Raw genomic sequence first — 19,893 nt, 5'->3', positions numbered from 1 at the left:
AGTCTATTCCGCCGGATGGGTCCGTGGGAGATCAGGAATTCGAGCCCTCGTCGGGGCACTGCACGTCGACGTAGACCGTCACTTCTGACTTGGGCAGGGCCGGCGACCCACGGTTGGGGTTGTGGATCGAATTGACCCGGCACAGCGACAGCGACAGTGTGCTGGTGCCGCCGACCCAGTTGATAGCCACGTTGTAGCCCTCGGCGTTCAGGGCTGAGATGGTCTCGTCAGCCCGCTGGCCGCTGCCTGCAGTCGGTTCCGCCGCCGCCAACGGCGCGCCCCCGATCGCAAGGGCCGGGATCATCACGGCCAGCCCGGTGATTGTCGAATTCCGTGTTCGCATCAGCATCTCGACCTCCCGGCGGTCGGATCTCATGCTGTCGCTCTTACCGGTAGCCCCGACCGCTGCCTGTAAGTGTATTCCTGATGTACAGAAAGTTAACAGGAACTTACCAAACAGTGTCTGGCTGACGCTCTCGGCGCGTTCTGTCCGGCTAGCGGGCCGGCAGGGCGCAGAAGGTTCGGCGGGTACAAATAGTTCGGGCAGCGTCCGGGGAAGTACCGGACGCTGCCCGAATGTCGATCTGTAGAGCTAGGGAGCAGGCGGAGCGGGAGCGGGACCCGCGGGCGGTACCGGGACTCCCGGTGCCGGCGGCGGTGCTGCCGGATCCGGGAGATTCTCACCGAGACCCTGCGGAATATTCGTTCCCGGCGGGGGAGCGGTCCCCGGAAGTGGTTCACCGAGTTGCTCTTTGGGCAGCTGGCCCAGCATCGCGCCACGCAGGTTCCCGTTGCGGTACATGTCGCGCATGTTCCGCATCCAGTCGAGCCCGGAGATATCCGCGTTCTCCTGACCTGGTGCGACTCCGACCACGGTGCCCTGACCGGGTGCCGAAGGTTTCTCGTTCTGCGGGAAGAAGTTTCCGTTGTTGAACGCCCTGAGGTTGGGTGCCTCGGTCGGTGGTGGGGCGCCCGGTGCGGACGGCACCGAGTACTGCCCGAGGAGCGCACCGGGACTCATGTCGACCCCGTTCGGGACGCCCAACCTGCCAGGTGCCGTATCGGTTCCGGTCTGCCCCAGAACCGACAACCCGTTCGGCCCGAGTGGTGCGCCCATCAGGGGTACCTCGGGTCCTGGTGGGGGAGGCGGCTCCACAGCGGGAGCTGGGGCGGCGACCGCGGGAGCGCCTGGGACCTCCGGTGGTGCCGGGTCGGCTGCGGCGGTTGCCGAGCAGGCAACCGCCACGCCGACTGCGAACAGCCCGGCTGTGGCGAGGTTGGCCACCACGTTCCTGGTCGGCAATGTGCTGTCCGCCTCTCGTGGTTTTGGGCCCTGCCGTTCAGCGACACGCCATGGTCGTCTGAACCCAACGGGCCCAAGGAATCTGTCGCGACGAATCATTAACCGGTTGCGTTTCGATTCGGTGAACAACGCCCCAACAATTGCCGCCGCATTCCCGTCCAGCTGGATTCCCGGAACCTGTGAAGTTGCTGGGAAAGGGCATGCGCCGCAGCGCATTACATATATGAGGAAACAGCAGCGACTGCCGGCACGCAATGGACGACCCTTGGAGGTGGTCGGTTGGCCGGCTGTTCACTTTTTGGACATGTGCAACCCCGACCGTGAGGGGCATCCGGGGGGTACAGCTGATGCGTCGAGGGGGCGCGGACGTGAACTGTGGCGCGCAGCGCCGAATTGCTACCGATTGACGGAGGAATCGTTGAGGTCGTCTCAGGTGTACGAGCGAGGGTTTGCATCGCTGCTCATTGCGGTCGGCATCGGCTTCGCTGCCATGCCCATGGCAGTTGCCGAGCCGGGCGACGAGTCAGGTGCTCCGGGGCCGGCAGCGCCTGCCGTGCCCGAGTTGCCCCCGGTGACAGCCGGAGTGCCGGCTGCGGGTCCGGTGCCCGTGCCGGTTGCCAGCACGGATGATCCCGGCGTGCCGGCGGTTACGGCCTGCTCCACGTTCGCGAGTGCGCTTGACTCCGCCTCGACGTTCTACGGTGATTTCGCGGATTCCATTGAAGGCGTGGAGCGCCCCGACTACGGCGACCCGACGATCAGCACCACCAACACCAGTGGCCGGACCGCGCTGCGTGAGGCCGCCGCGTCGGCGATGAACGCCGCCGGCACCCCCGGACTTTCGCCCGAGATCGCCAACCCGATGCGGTCATGGTCCTTCGGCGCCACCAAGCTGCTCCTGAAGATGGGGCTGCGTACCGGCGGTCAGTCACTCAATGACACGGCCACCCAGCTCAACACCGACGCCAACAACGCCCAGATGGCCTGCGCCGCCGCCGGCACCCACGCATGACGGCAAACTCAAACTCGTTGTCCTGATTGGGTAATCGCGCAGCGCCCCGGTTCGCGTCACCTCTGAGAATCCGTCCCCCACCGCGCGGTGAACCGTGCCGTCAGTAAAGGATTGCCGTGATCCGGCTTGCGATCTCGCTGCTCATGTTCGTGCTGTTGGCGACCAGTTGTGCCGGCAATGGTGACAAAGCCCAGGGGCCGCCGAAAGACGTACCCAAGTCGGCGCTCGAGGGACTGCTGCTCAGTACCGACGAGGTCAACACCCTGATGGGGACCGAGGGGATGACGGCACACCCGCCTGTCACCGAGATGGGCGATCATCGCAATCTGCTGCCCAATCTGAACTGCCTCGGTGCTTGGCAGGTCGATGAGGCGGCCATCTACGGGGATCGCTGGACCGCCATGCGCCAGGTGCTGCTGCGCGCGCCGGACAACGATGACTGGGAAAACCTGCTGGTGCAGTCGGTCGTCATCTTCCCGTCCGCGCAGGATGCCACCGACTTCTTGAACCAATCGGCGGACCGTTGGTCCAAGTGCACCAACCACCACGTGAACATCACCCTCAATGGTGAGCGCCTGCCCAAGTGGACGAGTGGCGATCTGACAAAGACCGATTCCGAGCTCACGCTGCCCTTCACCCGCGTCAACGGGGATCAAACCCGGGATTGCCAGCGTGCGCTCGCCGTGGCCGCCAATCTCGTCATGGATATCCAGGCGTGTAAGCCGGCGGGTTCGTCGGTAACTCAGGCCGCCGATGTGGTGGACAAGATCAAAGCCGCGATGCCGCGCTGATCGGTACCCGCCACCGTGCGGGGGTAGTCTGAGCCGCGCAGCTGGTTTGTTGGCACCGGAGGTTTGCGGTGCCGACATCGAGCGTCGCATGCTGATTGAGATGCGACGTGAGAGGGAACCCGGTGAGAATCCGGGACTGTCCCGCAGCGGTATGCAGGAACGACCGCCGTCATCAGCACTGGCCCGCAGGAATCTGCGGCTGGGAAGCGACGGCCAGTAGGTGCACGGATTCCGTGCGTGCCTGTGAGTCCGAAGACCTGCCAGCCGTACCGGACGCGCCGCGTCCGGTGGTTCATCGCCTCGCGGAATGGGCAGTGGCCGAAAGCGGTTCACTCGTGGTGGGTGGCTGCGTTCGGTTCGATGTCTCCTGGCGGTGGCCATCCCCGCATGTTGAAGGACGTCGTCATGAGCACAACCGCAGTACCTTTCACCGCCACCATCCTCGGGTCACCCCGAATCGGGCCCAACCGCGAGCTCAAGCGCGCCGTCGAGAAGTACTGGTCGGGTCGTATCGACCGAACAGAACTCGAATCAGTGGCCGCCACCTTGCGACGCGACACCTGGGCGTCGCTCGTCGCAGCCGGACTCGATTCGGTTCCGATCAACACCTTCTCCTACTACGACCAGATGCTCGATACCGCAGTTCTGGTCGGTGCGCTGCCGACGCGGGTCAGTGGGATCGCCGATGATCTCGACCGCTACTTCGCCGCCGCCCGCGGGAACGACGAAATCGCGCCCCTGGAGATGACCAAGTGGTTCGACACCAACTACCACTACCTGGTTCCGGAACTGCGCCCGGACACGACCTTCTCCCTCAACCTGGCCAAGGTGCTGAGTGAGCTGGAAGAGGCGCGCGCACAGGGGGTTCCGGCCCGGCCGGTGATCATCGGGCCTGTTACGTTCCTGGCCCTGTCGAAGGCGGTCGACGGCGCGGGCGCGCCGGCCTCGCGGCTCGACGAGCTCGTCGAGGTGTACGCCGAACTGCTGGGCGTGTTGGCAGATCAGGGTGTCGAGTGGGTCCAGATCGACGAGCCGGTGCTGGTGACCGACATGGTCGACAACGCCGCCGAACTGGCCACCCGTGCCTACGGCCGGCTGGGCGGGCTGACCAAGCGGCCCGCGATTCTCGTCGCGACCTACTTCGGCGAGCTGACGGATGCGCTCCTGGCCCTGGCCCGGACCACGGTCGAGGCCATCGGCATCGATCTGGTGGCAGGCTCTGCTGCCGCCCTTGCGGCCGTCCCTGAACTGAAGGACAAGCTCCTGGTGGCCGGTGTGGTCGACGGCCGCAACATCTGGCGCACCGACCTGGAACGGGCCCTGGACTCACTGGCCGCGCTCCTGGGGAACGCGGGAGCGGTGGCAGTGTCGACGTCGTGCTCGACGCTGCATGTCCCGTACGCGCTCGACGCTGAAGCGGATATCGATGCGGTACTGCGTAGTTGGCTGGCCTTCGGGGCTGAGAAGGTCGATGAGGTCGCGGTCTTGGCGCGAGGTCTCAGACAGGGGCGCGACGCGATCTCGGCCGAGATCACGGAATCCAACGCCACCATTGCCTCCCGCACATCCGATCCACGGCTGAACAACGGCCAGGTCCGGGCGCGGATCTCGGCGATCGTGGCCTCCGGCGCCGAGCGTGGGCAGGCCGATCGGCGTCGCACCGCCCAACAGGACCGGCTGAAGCTGCCCGCCCTGCCCACCACCACGATCGGGTCCTACCCGCAGACCACGGCCATTCGTATCGCTCGCGCCGACCTCCGGTCCGGCAAGATCGACGCCGCGGAATACCAGCGACGGATGAAGGCCGAGATCGCCGACGTCATCGCCTTGCAGGAACAGCTGGGGCTGGACGTGCTCGTGCACGGAGAGCCCGAACGCAATGACATGGTGCAGTACTTCGCCGAACAACTCGACGGGTTCTTCGCCACGCAGAACGGCTGGGTTCAGTCCTACGGCAGCCGGTGCGTGCGGCCGCCGATCCTCTACGGGGACGTGGTCCGGCCGGAGCCGATGACGGTCGAGTGGATCAGCTATGCCCAGTCACTCACGGACAAGCCGGTCAAGGGCATGCTCACCGGGCCGGTCACCATCCTGGCCTGGTCGTTCGTCCGCGATGATCAGCCGTTGGCGGACACGGCATTCCAAGTGGCCCTGGCGATCCGGGATGAGACGGTCGACCTGCAGTCGGCGGGTATCGCGATCATCCAGGTCGATGAGCCGGCACTCCGTGAGCTGTTGCCGCTGCGTTCGAAGGACAAGAACGCCTACCTGCGGTGGGCGGTCGATGCGTTCCGGCTGTCCACCTCAGGCGTCGCCGACTCCACGCAGATCCACACCCACCTCTGCTATTCGGAGTTCGGTGAGGTGATCGGGGCGATCGCGGACCTGGATGCGGATGTCACGTCGATCGAGGCGGCCCGTTCGCACATGGAGGTGCTCGGAGATCTCAATGCCGCCGGATTCTCCAACAGCGTCGGCCCGGGTGTCTATGACATCCATTCGCCGAGGGTGCCTGGCGTGGAGGAGATCACGACGGCACTGCGCGAGGCACTCGAATCGGTTCCCGCCGAACGGCTCTGGGTCAACCCCGACTGCGGCCTGAAGACGCGAACCACCGATGAGGTGACCGAGTCGCTCAGGCATATGGTCCGCGCTGCAGCGAAAGTGCGTGCGGGATAGCGTCGCTTGTCTAGCCGACCGTGGGTCTTGTGCACGCAATCGCGTCGATTCCCGTGCACGAGACCCACGCTCGTTCGGCTAACCGAACTCGACGACATTGGTCGGTGCCCGGAAGCGCTCGAGCCGCCTGGACCGGTAGATGAGGCCCGCGGCACGGGACAGGACCTTGCCCCGGCCCGCCGGCATATCGACCTCGTACACAGCGAGAACGCCTGGGATGGAGCGTAACTCGTCGTACCGGTCTGCGGTGAATGAGAACGGCATCGGTGGCGCGGTGTACTGCTTGCTGAGCCTGATGCCACGTCGTTGCGAGTACCAGCTCAGAAACCGCGGGACGCTGTCGAAGATCAGCTGTCCTCCGGGAAATCGGGCGGCACAGGCTGCGATGAGATCGAATACCGCGTCATGCTCCAGGTATTGGAACAATCCCTCGGCGGTGATGAGTACGCCGTTGGTTGCGTCCACCTGATCCATCCAGGAATGGTCGAGTGCCGACTGCGCCAGGTACCGGAGCCGGTCCGAAGCCGGGAGTAGTTGCTGACGCAGCCGCACGATCGGCTCCAAGTCCACCGAAAGCCAGTTCATTTCACCGTTGTCGAGACGCCAGAAGCTGGTCTGCAGCCCCTCGGCCAGGGCGACCACACTGGCGCGGCGGTGCGTCTGCAGGTATCGCCGCGAAGCGACGTCGAACGCCAGGGCGCGCAGGGCGGTGGCCTGGTGGGTCCGGCCGAAATGGTGATAGTCGTAGCCGAGGCCGTCACGCAGTGTGATCGCCATCGGGTCCTCGATGACGCCGTCAGGCCGGGCGGCCTCCGTCGCCCTCTGGTGCAGAGTCAGTAGCGCGGTTTCCGATACCGCGGTCAGATGACGCGCGTCGATCACTGGCATGGCACGACCGTACCCGTCAGCCCCTGAGCGCGTGCACGTGCGCAGCGCTGTCGAGAGTCGTTGCCCCGGTTCACAGGTCACTGCCGGACACCGCGGGAACTTTCTGGTTCCCGTCACCGACTAGTGAAGGACAAGGCGAACTCGTGCAGGTTCGCGCTGCCGGTCGACGCTTGTGCAAGGAGGTGATGACGTGACTGGCCCATATTGGCTGGCGGTGCCCCCAGAGGTGCATTCCGCGTTGTTGAGCACGGGCCCCGGTCCCGGATCACTTCTCGCCGCAGCCGGGCAGTGGCATGCGCTGAGCACTCAATACAGCGCGGTAGCAGCCGAACTGACGCAGATCCTGGCCGAGGTGCAAGCCGGTAGCTGGGAAGGTCCCAGCGCGGCGCAGTATGTGGCTGCTCATGGCCCCTACCTGGCGTGGCTGGAACAGGCCTCAGCGGACAGTGCCATCACCGGCACACAGCACGAGACGGTTGCTGCTGCCTTCAGCAGCGCCCTGGCGATCATGCCAACGCCGGCGGAACTCGCTGCCAACCACGTCGCCCACGGCGTGCTGTCGGCCACCAACTTCTTCGGCGTCAACACCATTCCGATTGCCCTCAACGAAACCGATTACGTGCGGATGTGGCTGCAGGCGGCCGAGGTGATGATGACCTATGAGGCGGTTGCGGCGAGCGCCTATTCTGCTGTTCCACCACCGCGGCCGGCCCCTTCGATCCTCGCGCCGGGCGGTGAGGCACGGAGCGAGCAGCAGCGTACGTCCGGTTCAGCGTCGGACAACCAGCCGCTGAACGACATCTGGCGACTGATCTCCGACCTCATCGCGGGTGCGGGCAATCCCGAAAAACTGCTTGAGACGTTTCAGCAGCTCTTCGGACAACTCGGATTCAACCCGGCCGAGGCCGCCATACTCGCGGCGATCGCGCTGGTGCTGTACGACATGCTCTGGTATCCGTACTACGCCTCGTATTCGCTTCTGCTGCTGCCGTTCTTCGCGCCCGCACTCAGCGCATTGAGCGCGCTGGGTGCGCTGGCGCTCCTGCAGAACAACGCGCCGCCGGCGAGCGTGGCACCGGCTCCCGTCGAGGTCGACATCGGCCACCGGGCTCCGCCGAGCGCCCACGCGGGCCTGGCATTGACCCCATCCGGAGTCTCCAGCGCGGTTCCGCAGACCAGTAGTTCCGGTCCCAGCGGGCCCACCACAACCAGTGCGAGCGGCTCGGCTGCATCACCGATCGCGATCTATGCGGTCCCCGGTCTGGATCCGCCCGCCGTGGCATCGGGGCCGAAATCCGGCACCGAATCCCCTGACAGCATGGCAGATATCCTGACCGCCGTTGCCGCGGCGCGAGCCGCCGCCGTCGACCGCAGCCGTCGAAAACAGGCCAGCCGGAAACGAAACCGGGCCCGGAGCTATCGCCACGAGTTTCTGGCCGCCACCGACACTGCGGACGCCGCGGCCGAAGACCCGGTCCTCGGCCGGCCCGTACCACCGACGTCCAGCGGGACGGGTGCAGGCACCCTCGGCTTCTCAGGTGTCGCGCCGGTGGCCACGAGTGCCCCCGCCGCCGGGATGGTCCAGCGGTCATTCGACCGTGCCGGAGAGTCGGTCCCGATGCTTCCCGCGACGTGGGTTGGCAGTCCGGAGCGCGAATAGCGGGAACTTTCAATCGGTTTGACGCGACCTATCCGATAGCGCCGCACCACCGGCGCAGCGCAGAGCTGAACGAGGAGAAGAGTTGACGCTGAACGTGGAAGGGGCGGGGCTCGGGGCGCAAGTCACGGGAATCGACCCCAAGAATCTCGACGGCATCACGACAGAAGAGATCCGTGAGATCGTCTATCAGAACAAGCTGGTCATTCTGAAAGACCTTCATCCGACTCCTGAAGAGTTCCTCGAACTGGGGCGCATCGTCGGCGACATCGTCACGTACTACGAGCCGATCTATCACCACAAGGACCACCCGGAGATCTTCGTCTCCTCGACCGAGCAGGGCCACGGCGTACCCAGGACCGGTGCGTTCTGGCACATCGACTACATGTTCATGCCCGAGCCCTTCGCATTCTCCATGGTGCTTCCGCTGGCCGTCCCCGGTGAGGATCGGGGGACCTACTTCATCGATCTCAACAAGGTGTGGGAATCCCTACCGGACACCGTGCGGGACCCGGTTCGCGGAACATTCGCGACCCATGATCCCCGGCGCCACATCAAGATTCGCCCGCATGACGTCTACAAGCCGATCGGCGAAGTCTGGGACGAGATATCCAAGACCACGCCGCCGATCAAATGGCCGACGGTGATCAGGCACCCGAAGACCGGGCAGGAGATCCTCTACATCTGCGCATCGGGCACCACGAAGATCGAGGATGAGCACGGACACGTCCTGGAGCCCGCCGTTCTGCAGGAACTCATGACGGCCACCGGGCAACTCGACGCGGATTTCACATCGCCATTCATCCACACCCAACACTATGAGGTCGGCGATGTTGTGTTGTGGGACAACCGGGTTCTGATGCACCGGGCGAAACACGGCACCACACCAGGCACTTTGACGACTCATCGGCTGACCATGTTGGACGGCCTCAAGACACCGGGATATGGGGTATGAGCATGAGCACCGCCGAGACACTATCGATGACGACGGATGGGTACGACACCTCCGACATGGCGCCGATCCCGGAAGATCTTCTGGTCAAGGTGCTGGAACCGTATTCCTACAAAGGGTGTCGCTATCTACTCGACGCGGAGTACGAAGCCACCGAGACCTCCGTGCTCGCGGTTGGGAACTTCAGCATCAAAGAGCCCGCGTACATTCGCGACACCGGGCACTTCAACGCTGCGGAATGGGTGCTGTGCTTCAACCAGCTCGCTTACAGCGCCTTCGCGCCGGCCATCCTCAACGAGCAGATACCCGAATTCCGGGGCTGGTCGATGGAGGACTACTTCAACTACCAGCTCCCCAGCATGCTGATCAAGACCACGGCGTCACGTTTCAGGCGCCCGATCAAATCTCACAGGTTCTCGGCGCGCCTGCTGTGCAAGGACTTCGAGGTCGTCGATCGAACGATTCGTTATCTCAAGATTCCGTGCACGGTCGAGTTCTGGGATGAGGACGGCGGGTCCGCGTCCGGCGAAGTCGAGCTGGCGGCGCTCAACATCCCCTGACATCGGTACGAAAGCGGCTTGACACAGCTATGACATACCCACCATCCACGGTTCTGGCACGCATCAGTGAGAGGGCACGACAGCAGCCCGAGGAGATTGCGTTACGTCGCTGCGACGGAACTAGCATGTTGCGCTACGGCGACCTCATGGCCGAAGTGGACAGGCTTGCAGCCGATCTCGGGTCTCGATCGGTCTCGCGGGGCACTCGTGTGTTCGTCATATCCGACAACGGCCCCGAGACTTACCTGTCGGTATTGGCGTGCGCGAAGGTCGGTGCGATCGCTGTCATGGTGGACGGCGGCCTGCCCCCGGCGACCATCGACCGGTTCGGTGAGATCGCCACCCCCGGTGCGGTTCTCATCACACCGGGATGCCGGCTGCGGACCGCCGAGCTCGGATCGCTCCGGTCGGTGCCTGCCTTCGCCGTCGACATCTCCGCCGGCGCAACCGAGTGCGTCGGAGATCCGGGTTCAGATGAAGCACCCGTCGGGGGAGCCGACCATCCGCTGGCGATGATCTTCACCAGTGGTACGACGGGCACGCCGAAGGCCGTACTGCTGCCGAATCGAACCTTCTATTCCGTCGCCGACATCCTGCAGCGGGAGGCATTGACGTGGGTTGACTGGATCGTCGGCGAAACCACCTACTCACCGTTGCCCGCGACGCACATCGGCGGACTGTGGTGGATCCTCAACTGCCTGATGCACGGCGGGCTGTGTATCACCGGCGGTGAGAACGGGATGTCCATCGGGGAGCTTCTGGCCACGAACGATGTCGAGACGACCTGCTTGGTTCCCACCCTGTTGACCCGACTGGTGTCCGAGCTGCGGTCCACCGGCGCACCGGTCCCGCCGTCACTACGGATGGTCGGATATGGCGGTTCCCGCGCCATCGCTTCCGATGTCAGTTTTGTTGAGGCGGCCGGTGTTCGTACCGCACAGGTCTACGGTCTCAGCGAAACCGGTTGTACCGCACTGTGTCTTCCCACCGATGACGGGTCGATCGCCAGAATCGAAGCCGGTGCCGTAGGCCGGCCCTATCCCGGCGTGGAAGTGCACCTGGATGGCGACGGCAGCGGACCGCCCACACGTTCGGGTGCTGATTCTGCTACCTCGGGCACCCTGTGGATCAAGTCTCCGGCGAACATGCTGGGGTACTGGGAAAATCCCGAGCGGACCGCCGAAACTCTTGTCGACGGGTGGGTGAACACCGGCGATGTCCTGGACCGGCACGATGACGGCTTCTTCTACATCAGGGGAAGGTCATCGGAGATGATCATCTCCGGAGGCGTCAACATCGCGCCCGATGAGGTCGACCGCATCGCCGAAGGCGTTACCGGCGTCAGCCAGGCAGCCTGTTACGAAATCCCCGACGAGGAGTTCGGTGCGCTGGTGGGTCTGGCGGTGGTCGCATCGGCAAATCTGGATGAATCAGGCACCAGGAAGCTCAAACACGCCATTGCGGCGCGCTTCCGGAAGGAGTCCGAGCCGATGGCCAGACCGTCGACAATCAGGTTCGTGCAAGAGATTCCACGAACCCAGTCCGGCAAGATCGTGCGTGCGGCACTGGGTGTGGTGGCCGGTGGCTGAGACGCTGCGACGCGATATTCTCGCCGCGCTCTCGGAGGTGCTCTACGTCGACGAAACAGATCTCGTCGACGGTGATGCCACAGACCTGAGGGATCTCGGGCTGGACTCGGTTCGGTTCGTGCTGTTGATGAAGCACCTCGGCATCGATCGGGAATCAGACGTACCGCGGCGACTGGCGGACAACCTGTCGATCGCGGGCTGGGTCCGGGAGTTGGAGAAGCTGGGTGAATCTGTCTGAAAGCGCTTATGCGCAACGTATTCCGTTGAGCCGCTCACAGCAGAACATCTACAACGGAGTGGTTCAGGACGCTGATCCCCATCTGTATCTGATCGGCAGGCGCTACCGGTTCCAGCCGATGCCGTCGGCGGAATTCCTGGCCGCGTTGGCGAGGACGATCCTCGCCAACCCCGTTCACTTGTGCGTATTGGAGGCGCAGTCCGAGTCCGGCGGATACCCGGAGCTCGTGCCCCGACTCGACATCGATGACGTTGTGCGCGTGTGCGGCAGCGCTGACGAAGGGGCCGTGACCGGCAAGGACGGACTGGCACACGAGTGGGGATCGGGCATTCTCGCAAAGCCATTGGCGCGCTACACCGTGTACGTCGACGGCAACGGCCTGGTGCGTGGCCTCGCTGCCCGTGCGCACCACATCTTGCTCGACGGCGGCGCGATCGGAATCATCGAAGCTGACCTGGGACATGCCCTCGCGACCGGTGGCGCGGCCCATACCGCCTGTGTCCGTGACGGTCTGGCCGACGTCGCTGCCGCACACGGCCGGGAGGCGAGCCGTATCGACGAATCGCTGCAGCGGCTCACCACTGTCGTGCAGCGTGAGCTCAGTGCGGCCGCCGGGCGGGGCGCGTATGGGCACACCGCCGACGATGTTCCCGCATCCGCGGCCAAGGGAATTCTCACGGAGTCCGTCGTGATCGGGGGAGCGGACTACGACGAAGTCCTCGCCTTGGCCGACCGCGAGAATGTCCCGCTCAACGTGCTTGTCGCGGCGGCGGCGACGGCTGTGGACGCGAGTGTTCGTCAAGCCACCGATGGTCTTCTGGTACACGCGGTGGACAACCGCTTCGGTGATCCTGCTCTCGGTGTCGCGACGTGCCTGGTCAACTCGATCGCGCAGCCGGTTCGGTTCCCGCCCCATGCATCGGTGGCAGACGTGGTGCGCACCGTGGATCGGGGCTATGTGAGGGCCGGCCGGCACCGCTGGTTGCGTGAAGAGCACTACCGCCGAATGTATCTGGCGATCAATCGGACAACCTCCGTGGAGGCGCTGACGCTCAATTTTCTGCGGGAGCACTGTGCGCCCGCACTGGCGCCGTTCCTGGCCGACGCACCGGAGACGTCGGACATCGGCCCGATCGAGGGCATCACTGTCGCAGGCGTGCTCGACGAGCAGCGACGCAGGCTCACCGTCAACGTCTGGAACAGAGCTGATCTGCCGCGGCAGAAGACCGGTGACGTGGCGGCCCGGGTGGCGTCCGCACTGAAGTCCATGACAACGATGTGGGATCTCCCCATCGCGGCCGCCGTCGGTGAGTGGCGCGGGGTCGACGGCGACGGGCGGCTGCGTTCGGGTTCGCACGAGCATGAACCTGAGGGGCCGGCGATCCCCGCGTGGTTCCTCGCTCGCCGCGAGTCGGTCGGTGAATGTCGGCGACAGCGTGACCATGTCGATCCGTGGATCGCCTGGCTGCTCCAGATCGGTGCCGGGCCAGGCGATGTGATGGTGTTCACCGACGACGACACCGACACGGTGATCGACCTCGTGATCGCATGTCACCTGGCCGGCTGCGGTTACAGCGTGTGCGAGAGCAGCGATGAGGTGGTACCGCGGGCCTCAGCCATCAGCGAACACGGCAACGGCATATCTGTGCATATCGTCGACGTCGAGTCGGTGAATGTCTCCCGATTCCGCGGTGACGAGCGTCGTCGCCTGGTGGACGCTCGCGTCGAACAGACAGTGAACGACCCGCGGCTCGCCACCAGGACCGCCTATGTCATGCCCACCTCCGGATCGACCGGTGAGCCCAAACTCGTGCATGTCAGCCATGGTTCGCTCGCGACGTTCTGCGCCGGGGTGACACGGGCCTACGGTTGGGGACCGGACGACACCATCCTCCAATGTGCACCGCTGACATCCGATATCAGCGTTGAAGAGGTCTTCGGTGCGGCGTTGAGCGGGGCGGCACTCATCCGTTCGGTCGCGATGAAAGCCGGTGATCTGCAGGCGCTCACCAGAGATCTGCTGGCGCGCGGGGCGACAATCGTGGATCTGCCCACCGCCCTGTGGCATCTGTGGTGTGAGGACGTCGACACGATTTCCGGCATCGGCCGTTCTCATCTGCGGCAGGTTGTCATCGGCGGTGAGCCTGTCCGGCCGGGCGCTGTCGACAAGTGGATCAATACCGCCGGCGCCGAGAACATCTCGCTGGTGTCGAGTTATGGCCCGACAGAGACCACGGTTGTGGTGACCTACCTGCCGATCGTTGACGGCGGCCGAGTGGTCGAGCACGGTGCGCGTTCGCGCCTGGGGCCACCTGTCGTCGCGAACTCGGTAGTGGTCGCATTCGGCGAAGTCGTGGTGGTGGGGGAGATGGTGACCGATGGCTATCTGGGTTTGGACAGTACCGATTTCGGGTCGGTGGCCACCACCCGCGGTGCACGGCAACGCGCTTATGCGACCGGCGACCGGGTAACCGTCGATGGCGCCGGCTTCCCGATGTTCGCGGGGCGCAAGGACGCGGTCGTCAAGATCTCGGGCAAGCGGGTCGACACCGCCGGGATCACCAGGCGCGTCGCGGCGGACCCGGCGGTCGTCGATGTCGCCGTGGAACTTCGCAACGGCGGTCTTTCGGTGTGGTTCGAGACCCGGCGGACCCGCCACGGCGGCGAGGACCCTGCTGCGGCCGCGCGGATCAGGAGCGTCCTCGTGGATTCGCGGGTGTCTTCGTTCGTCGTTTCGGGTGTCGCGCGCATTCCCCGAAAACCCAACGGGAAGACCGACACCGCAAGGCTGCACACTTCAGTCGCTGCCGGACAACGCCGGCAAGACGACACGGACTCCGCTGGCCGGGCAGCCGGACTCGCCGGAATGTGGAGCGCACACCTCGACAGGTTGATCACCCCCGACACGTCGCTGCTGAGTGAGGGCATCGGGTCGTTGGATCTCGTCCGAATCCTGCCCGATACGCGCAGGTATCTCGGCAGGCAGGTTTCGATTCTCGATCTGATCAGTGCCGATACCGCGGCGAACCTGGTCGACGACATGTCGACGAGCGACAGCTGGATGGACGGCGACACCGCTGCCGAGATCGAACGTGACTTCGCCGCCCTGGCGACGCGCCACCCCCGTGTGGTGTCCAACCCACGGCGATCATCACCCCACCACGGCGCCGAGCCGATCCTGGTGGTGGGCGCGTCAGGAATTCTGGGGACCGGATTCGCCGAGGCGATTGTGGACCTGACGCGGTCGGGCGAACACCGCCCTGACGTGGTACTGGCCATGAGGTCGGTCCCACCCGGCAACCGGATCTGGGCAGAGCTTCGCAGCGCGCCGGGCGTACGCATCGAACACTTCAGTCCCGGCTCCGGTTCGGCGGAGCTGGAGACGCTGATCCGCGAGACCGGAACGCGAACCCTGGTCAACTGCATCGGCAACACGAACGTGGTGGTCCCGTACCGCGAACTCCGTTCGGCCAACGTGGAATCGGTGACGAACATGACCGAGGCATGCACGGCTACCGGCGCCAGGTTTGTGCACCTGTCGACGTATGTCGTCAATTCGGATGTCACCGCGCCACAAGTTGTCGACCCGCGTCAGGCTCCGTACCCGTACGCCGCAGCCAAAGCGCTCGCGGAACTGTCAGTGGCCGGGGCCGGCGGGGAGCTCGACTTCACGATCGTGCGCCTGCCCCGGGTCCTCGGCACACCCGAACAGGTACGGGGGTCCGCCGACATCCTGGTTTCGATCGTCGATGCCTGCCACGCGCTACAGGCCTGTCCTGCAGTGGAATTGACCGAGGAAGTGACGACCGGACACGCAGCGGCGAAGTCCATTCTGCGCAGGTTGCCGGGGTTCGGCGCATCCGACGAGCTGGGCCGCGGGGTCGACGTGATGCGCGGGCAGGCAGTGGCGTACCGGGAGGTGCTCGGCGCTGTGGCCGCCGAAGAGGTCGACGTTCATGAATGGAAGCGCAGGCTCGATGAAAGTGCTTGGGCGAAGGCCAATCCACGGCGTTGGTCGGTGATCGACGCATGGATCAGCCTGGGAATGAGGCTCGCTGGACGTTCCTATGCGGAGTACCTGGCCGAGTGCCCGGCTCTCCCGCTGGGAACCCACACCGTCGGTGAGCTCGTGGCGACACCGCCGTCGTTACAGGCACTGCTCGCCCAGGGATGTTCGGGAACTCAACGCGGTGGTCCGACGACCAATCAACCAGACGCCACGAGACAGTGAGGAATGGCAGTGACTGACGTAGCCGCACAACATACCGAGACATCAGATACCAGACGGATCCGACTCGACGTGACCGGAATGTCCTGCGGAGCGTGCTCGCGCCGGGTCGAGAACAAGCTGAACAAGATCGACGGAGTGCAGGCCTCGGTCGCCATCTCCACAAAGATCGCGACGATCGACGCCCGGCGCGACATCAGTGTCGCCGACCTCTGTGACGCCGTTGAGCAGGCCGGTTACCACGCCGAAGAGCGCACAGCCCACGACGACGCGGTGCCCGCGCCTGACGGGCCGCCGGAGAAACGCCCCTCGGTGGTGGCGAGGGCCATCCGCTGGGTGACCGTCGGACACATGGGCGGCTGAATATCTGCCGGGAACTGGCGACGTGGCGGTGCGATGGCGACAACACCGTCACGTGTGTCGCCTGACCTAGCCGGTCAGATCGTCCCGTTCGGCCGCTGCAATGAGATCTTCGCGTGCGCGTGCCACCCGTGAACGGATCGTGCCGACCGGGCAACCGCACACCTCGGCGGCTTCCGCATAGGACAAGCCGAGGACCTGGGTCAGCAGCAGAGCGTGCCGCCGGTCGGGGTCCAGGCCGTCCAGCAAGAGGCGGATCTCCACCATCTTCTCGAACCCACCGACCGGGCGGTAGCTGTCGAGGACCTGCTCGACGTCCACTCCGTGCTGGGTGCGTGGCCGGCTCTGCTTATGGCGAATCTGGTCGACCACCACGCGCCGAGCGATCGACAACAGCCAGGTACGGGCAGACGACCGGCCGCTGAATCGGGGGAGCGCGGTGATGGCGCGGATGAAGGTCTCTTGCGTCAGGTCGTCGGCCGATCCGGCATCGCCGAGGTAGGCGACGGTTCGCCAGACGTCGGTCTGGGTGGCCCTGATGAATTGCTCGAGCGCCGCGGAATCACCGCGGCCGGCGGCGAAGGCCAGCCGCGTAACGTGGTCCTCGCCGCGTTCGGTAGTCACAGTCCTCGACATTATTCGATGTCGCCCGGGAACTCCGCATCGGGCCGGAGCGACTACATATTCGGTGACGTATGCCACCGAGGTGGTGAGTGAGCAATTGGGAGTAGTGGTGACAACAGCAACCGTCCCCGACAGTGAGGCGACCCAGCGCATTGCGCTCGACGTCACAGGAATGTCGTGTGGGGCCTGCGCTGCCCGCGTGGAGAACAAACTCAACAAGGTCGACGGGGTACGCGCGTCAGTGAACTTCGCCACACGCGTCGCCACCGTGGAAGCCACCCCGGACGTCGGCGTCGAGCAGTTGTGCGCGGTGATCGAGCGGGCCGGCTACCAGGCCGCCCCCCGCACCGAACGCTCTACGACCGACGTCGACCCCGATGCCGACCATGCCCGCAGCCTGCTCCGGCGCCTGGCGATCGCTGCCGTTTTGTTCATCCCGCTCGCCGATCTGTCGGTGATGTTTGCCGTGGTGCCCGACACCCGGTTCGCCGGGTGGCAGTGGGTGCTCACCGCGTTGGCGGCACCGATCGTCACGTGGGCCGCATGGCCGTTCCATCGCAGTGCGCTTCGCAATGCCCGTCACGGAACCTCAACCATGGAGACCTTGATCTCCATCGGCGTCACCGCCGCCACCGTGTGGTCCATGTACACGATCTTCTTCGACCACCAGACCTACCATGCTGCGGGCGTCTGGCAGGCGCTGCTGGGAAGCGATGCCATTTACCTCGAGGTTGCCGCGGGCGTAACGGTTTTCGTGCTCGCGGGCCGTTACTTCGAGGCGCGGGCCCGCTCGCGCGCCGGGGGAGCCCTGCGGGCACTTGCCGCGCTCGGTGCCAAGTCGGTGACCGTGCTGCTCGCCGACGGCAGCGAGCTCGTGCTGCCCGCGGACGAGCTCAAGGAAGGCCAGCGTTTCGTCGTTCGTCCCGGTGAGGCCATCGCGGCCGATGGTCTTGTGGTGAGCGGGACGGCCGCAGTGGACGTCAGCGCGATGACCGGAGAGTCGAAACCGGTACAGACACAAGAAGGTTCGGGTGTCGTGGGCGGCACCGTCGTCCTCGACGGCCGCTTGATCGTCGAGGCCGCCGCGGTGGGACCGGACACCCGGTTCGCCGGGATGGTCCGCCTGGTCGAGCAGGCACAGGCCCAGAAGGCCGACGCGCAGAGGCTGGCCGACCGCATCGCCGCGGTGTTCGTGCCGTGTGTGCTCGTGATCGCCGCGGCCACCGCCATCGGTTGGCTGTTGGTCGACGGCGATGTCAACCGAGCGGTATCAGCTGCCCTGGCGGTCCTGGTGATCGCCTGCCCGTGCGCGCTGGGACTGGCGACCCCGACCGCGATGATGGTGGCCTCGGGGCGCGGCGCCCAGCTGGGCATCTTCCTCAAAGGCCATCGCGCCCTGGAGGCGATCCGCGCGGTCGACACCGTCGTGTTCGACAAAACCGGCACCCTGACCACCGGACAACCTCAGGTCATCACCGTCGCGGTGGCCGAGGGGTGGACCGAGGACGAGGTCCTCGGACATGCGGCAGCAGTCGAGTCGGCATCCGAACATCCCGTGGCGCACGCGATCGTCACTGCCCGCGCGGGTCGCGACGTCGCCCCGGTCGAGGACTTCCAGGCGTTCGCGGGCCACGGTGTGGCCGGCTGGGTGGACGGCATGGCCGTGGTCGTCGGACGTCCCGCCTGGGTAACCCGCGATCGGGTGGTACCTGCCAACCTTGCGGCTGCGCGCAAGACGGGCGAGTCGGAGGGCCAGACAGTCGTATTCGTCGCGCACGGCGATACCGTCTGCGGCGCCATCTGCATCGCCGACGCCGTCAAGGAGTCGGCGGCCGGTGCCATCGCACGCCTCCACGCGGAGGGCATGAAAACCATGCTCTTGACCGGTGACAATGCCGCGACGGCCGCCGCGATCGGGGCGGCCGTGGGCATCGATGATGTGGTCGCCGAGGTACTGCCCGAGGACAAGGTCGGCGCGATCGAGAAACTGCGCGATCAGGGCCGGGTGGTGGCCATGGTCGGCGACGGGATCAACGATGGTCCGGCTTTGGCCTGTGCCGACCTGGGCCTTGCCATCGGCCGGGGGACCGACGTCGCCATCGGCGCGGCCGACATCATCCTGGTCCGTGACAACCTCGATTCGGTCCCGCAGGCCCTGGGCCTGGCTCGCGCGACCATGCGGACCATCCGGGTCAACATGATCTGGGCCTTCGGCTATAACGTCGCGGCGATTCCGATCGCCGCGGCAGGCCTGCTCAACCCGTTGATCGCAGGTGGGGCGATGGCGGTGTCGTCATTCCTGGTCGTGTCGAACAGCCTGCGGTTGCGCAACTACGGCACGGTCCAACCGAATACCTTCAGCGATTCTCAATCGCCGGCGCCGGCGCGCATATCCGGCTGAGACGAATTCAGCGGGGCCAAGCAGACACCCAGCCACGTTGCGGTCAGCGCTGCGGCGGTCACGGTGCCGAGTGCCGCCGGAAGCCAGGAGGCGGTGTGTGCGGTGTGATGCCACCAGAACGCCCCGGCGCCGTCAACGGTGGCCAGCGCTGACACGCAGGTCGCCATACAGCACCATCGAAATCGACGACGCGCCAACGCGAATGCCGACATCGATGCCGCCAGGGCGAACAGGGCCAGTGCCACCAGTGATATCCACTGCCCACCACGAGTACCCGCAGAAGCCGCTTCGCCGCTCGCTCTCAATGCCACGGCCATCGCCGCCAGCGTCGTTGCCGTGGCCGCCAGGACGCGGGCGCGCGCCGGGCTGATCCACACATCCTCGAACACCCGCCGTTCGATCGCCCTCAATTCGGTCTCGACCGCCGCAGCCATGTCTCCGGGCACGGGCACGTGTTGTGACTCATGCATGCGCGACACATCCTCTACATCTCGTAGTTCTGCCGATCGGTGACATCTGGGATCCAGGGACGGTCAGCCAATGTGTATCTCGATGGCCCCACCCATTGGTCGGTGGCACGACGAGATTAGTTCCGTTGCGGCCTGATCAGC

General features: G+C 65.5%; 16 protein-coding genes and 1 riboswitch. Of the genes, 11 read left to right on the top strand and 5 right to left on the bottom strand.

Going from position 1 to position 19,893, the window contains the following annotated elements; genetic code table 11:
• Positions 1-31: 31 nt before the first annotated feature.
• On the bottom strand, positions 32-376 hold the full coding sequence (locus EYZ64_RS21545) for a hypothetical protein (RefSeq protein WP_286175082.1): 345 nt from the start codon (positions 374-376) through the stop codon (positions 32-34).
• 216 nt (positions 377-592) lie between these two features.
• The gene (locus tag EYZ64_RS32795) at positions 593-1,402 is read right to left on the bottom strand and encodes a hypothetical protein (protein ID WP_502702984.1); all 810 of its coding nucleotides are present in this window, start codon (positions 1,400-1,402) and stop codon (positions 593-595) included.
• A 319-nt stretch (positions 1,403-1,721) separates the two neighbouring features.
• Between EYZ64_RS32795 and EYZ64_RS21535 the strand changes: the two genes are divergently transcribed.
• The 3 genes from EYZ64_RS21535 to metE all read left to right on the top strand — a co-directional run bounded on the left by EYZ64_RS21535 (position 1,722) and on the right by metE (position 5,785).
• Positions 1,722-2,315 (top strand): Rv2240c family protein, encoded by a 594-nt coding sequence (locus tag EYZ64_RS21535; RefSeq protein ID WP_353653688.1) that lies wholly within the window; start codon positions 1,722-1,724, stop codon positions 2,313-2,315.
• 116 nt (positions 2,316-2,431) lie between these two features.
• The gene (locus tag EYZ64_RS21530; RefSeq protein ID WP_135456536.1) at positions 2,432-3,106 is read left to right on the top strand and encodes a sensor domain-containing protein; all 675 of its coding nucleotides are present in this window, start codon (positions 2,432-2,434) and stop codon (positions 3,104-3,106) included.
• A gap of 42 nt (positions 3,107-3,148) precedes the next feature.
• Positions 3,149-3,385, top strand: a riboswitch (cobalamin riboswitch).
• A gap of 126 nt (positions 3,386-3,511) precedes the next feature.
• A complete protein-coding gene (gene metE, locus EYZ64_RS21525; RefSeq protein WP_167857914.1) occupies positions 3,512-5,785 on the top strand; it encodes a 5-methyltetrahydropteroyltriglutamate--homocysteine S-methyltransferase in 2,274 nt (757 codons plus the stop codon).
• A 78-nt stretch (positions 5,786-5,863) separates the two neighbouring features.
• On the opposite strand, the gene EYZ64_RS21520 is transcribed toward metE, so the two are convergent.
• On the bottom strand, positions 5,864-6,673 hold the full coding sequence (locus EYZ64_RS21520; RefSeq protein ID WP_135456532.1) for a class I SAM-dependent methyltransferase: 810 nt from the start codon (positions 6,671-6,673) through the stop codon (positions 5,864-5,866).
• Positions 6,674-6,863: 190 nt separating this feature from the next.
• Between EYZ64_RS21520 and EYZ64_RS21515 the strand changes: the two genes are divergently transcribed.
• From EYZ64_RS21515 to EYZ64_RS21485, 7 genes are all read left to right on the top strand, one after another.
• The gene (locus tag EYZ64_RS21515; RefSeq protein ID WP_135456530.1) at positions 6,864-8,333 is read left to right on the top strand and encodes a PPE family protein; all 1,470 of its coding nucleotides are present in this window, start codon (positions 6,864-6,866) and stop codon (positions 8,331-8,333) included.
• A gap of 82 nt (positions 8,334-8,415) precedes the next feature.
• Positions 8,416-9,285 (top strand): (3R)-3-[(carboxymethyl)amino]fatty acid oxygenase/decarboxylase, encoded by an 870-nt coding sequence (gene scoE, locus EYZ64_RS21510; protein WP_135456528.1) that lies wholly within the window; start codon positions 8,416-8,418, stop codon positions 9,283-9,285.
• 2 nt (positions 9,286-9,287) lie between these two features.
• Complete coding sequence (locus tag EYZ64_RS21505; protein ID WP_502702983.1) at positions 9,288-9,842, top strand: FcoT family thioesterase; 555 nt, start codon at positions 9,288-9,290, stop codon at positions 9,840-9,842.
• Between the two features lie 29 nt (positions 9,843-9,871).
• Complete coding sequence (fadD10, locus tag EYZ64_RS21500) at positions 9,872-11,431, top strand: fatty acid--CoA ligase FadD10 (RefSeq protein ID WP_135456523.1); 1,560 nt, start codon at positions 9,872-9,874, stop codon at positions 11,429-11,431.
• A 4-nt stretch (positions 11,432-11,435) separates the two neighbouring features.
• Positions 11,436-11,669, top strand: a complete 234-nt coding sequence (locus tag EYZ64_RS21495) for an acyl carrier protein (protein ID WP_135460166.1) — start codon at positions 11,436-11,438, stop codon at positions 11,667-11,669.
• Positions 11,656-15,900 carry an AMP-binding protein gene (locus EYZ64_RS21490; RefSeq protein ID WP_135456521.1) on the top strand — a complete coding sequence of 1,415 codons (4,245 nt, stop codon included), beginning with the start codon at positions 11,656-11,658 and terminating at the stop codon, positions 15,898-15,900. Before EYZ64_RS21495 ends, EYZ64_RS21490 begins: the two co-directional genes overlap by 14 nt.
• A 9-nt stretch (positions 15,901-15,909) precedes the next feature.
• Positions 15,910-16,260, top strand: a complete 351-nt coding sequence (locus EYZ64_RS21485) for a cation transporter (protein ID WP_286175080.1) — start codon at positions 15,910-15,912, stop codon at positions 16,258-16,260.
• A gap of 66 nt (positions 16,261-16,326) precedes the next feature.
• Here the strand turns inward: EYZ64_RS21485 and sigC are convergent, their stop codons facing one another.
• On the bottom strand, positions 16,327-16,893 hold the full coding sequence (sigC, locus tag EYZ64_RS21480) for an RNA polymerase sigma factor SigC (RefSeq protein ID WP_135456519.1): 567 nt from the start codon (positions 16,891-16,893) through the stop codon (positions 16,327-16,329).
• A 97-nt stretch (positions 16,894-16,990) separates the two neighbouring features.
• Between sigC and EYZ64_RS21475 the strand changes: the two genes are divergently transcribed.
• On the top strand, positions 16,991-19,282 hold the full coding sequence (locus EYZ64_RS21475; protein WP_135456517.1) for a heavy metal translocating P-type ATPase: 2,292 nt from the start codon (positions 16,991-16,993) through the stop codon (positions 19,280-19,282).
• On the opposite strand, the gene EYZ64_RS21470 is transcribed toward EYZ64_RS21475, so the two are convergent.
• Positions 19,249-19,752, bottom strand: a complete 504-nt coding sequence (locus tag EYZ64_RS21470; RefSeq protein ID WP_135456515.1) for a hypothetical protein — start codon at positions 19,750-19,752, stop codon at positions 19,249-19,251. The two genes, EYZ64_RS21475 and EYZ64_RS21470, sit on opposite strands and share 34 nt — an antisense overlap.
• Positions 19,753-19,893 lie beyond the last annotated feature (141 nt).

This window comes from Mycobacterium sp. DL99 (genome assembly GCF_004762045.1).
Lineage (GTDB): Bacteria > Actinomycetota > Actinomycetes > Mycobacteriales > Mycobacteriaceae > Mycobacterium.
This window is presented reverse-complemented; position numbering and strand designations above follow the sequence as displayed.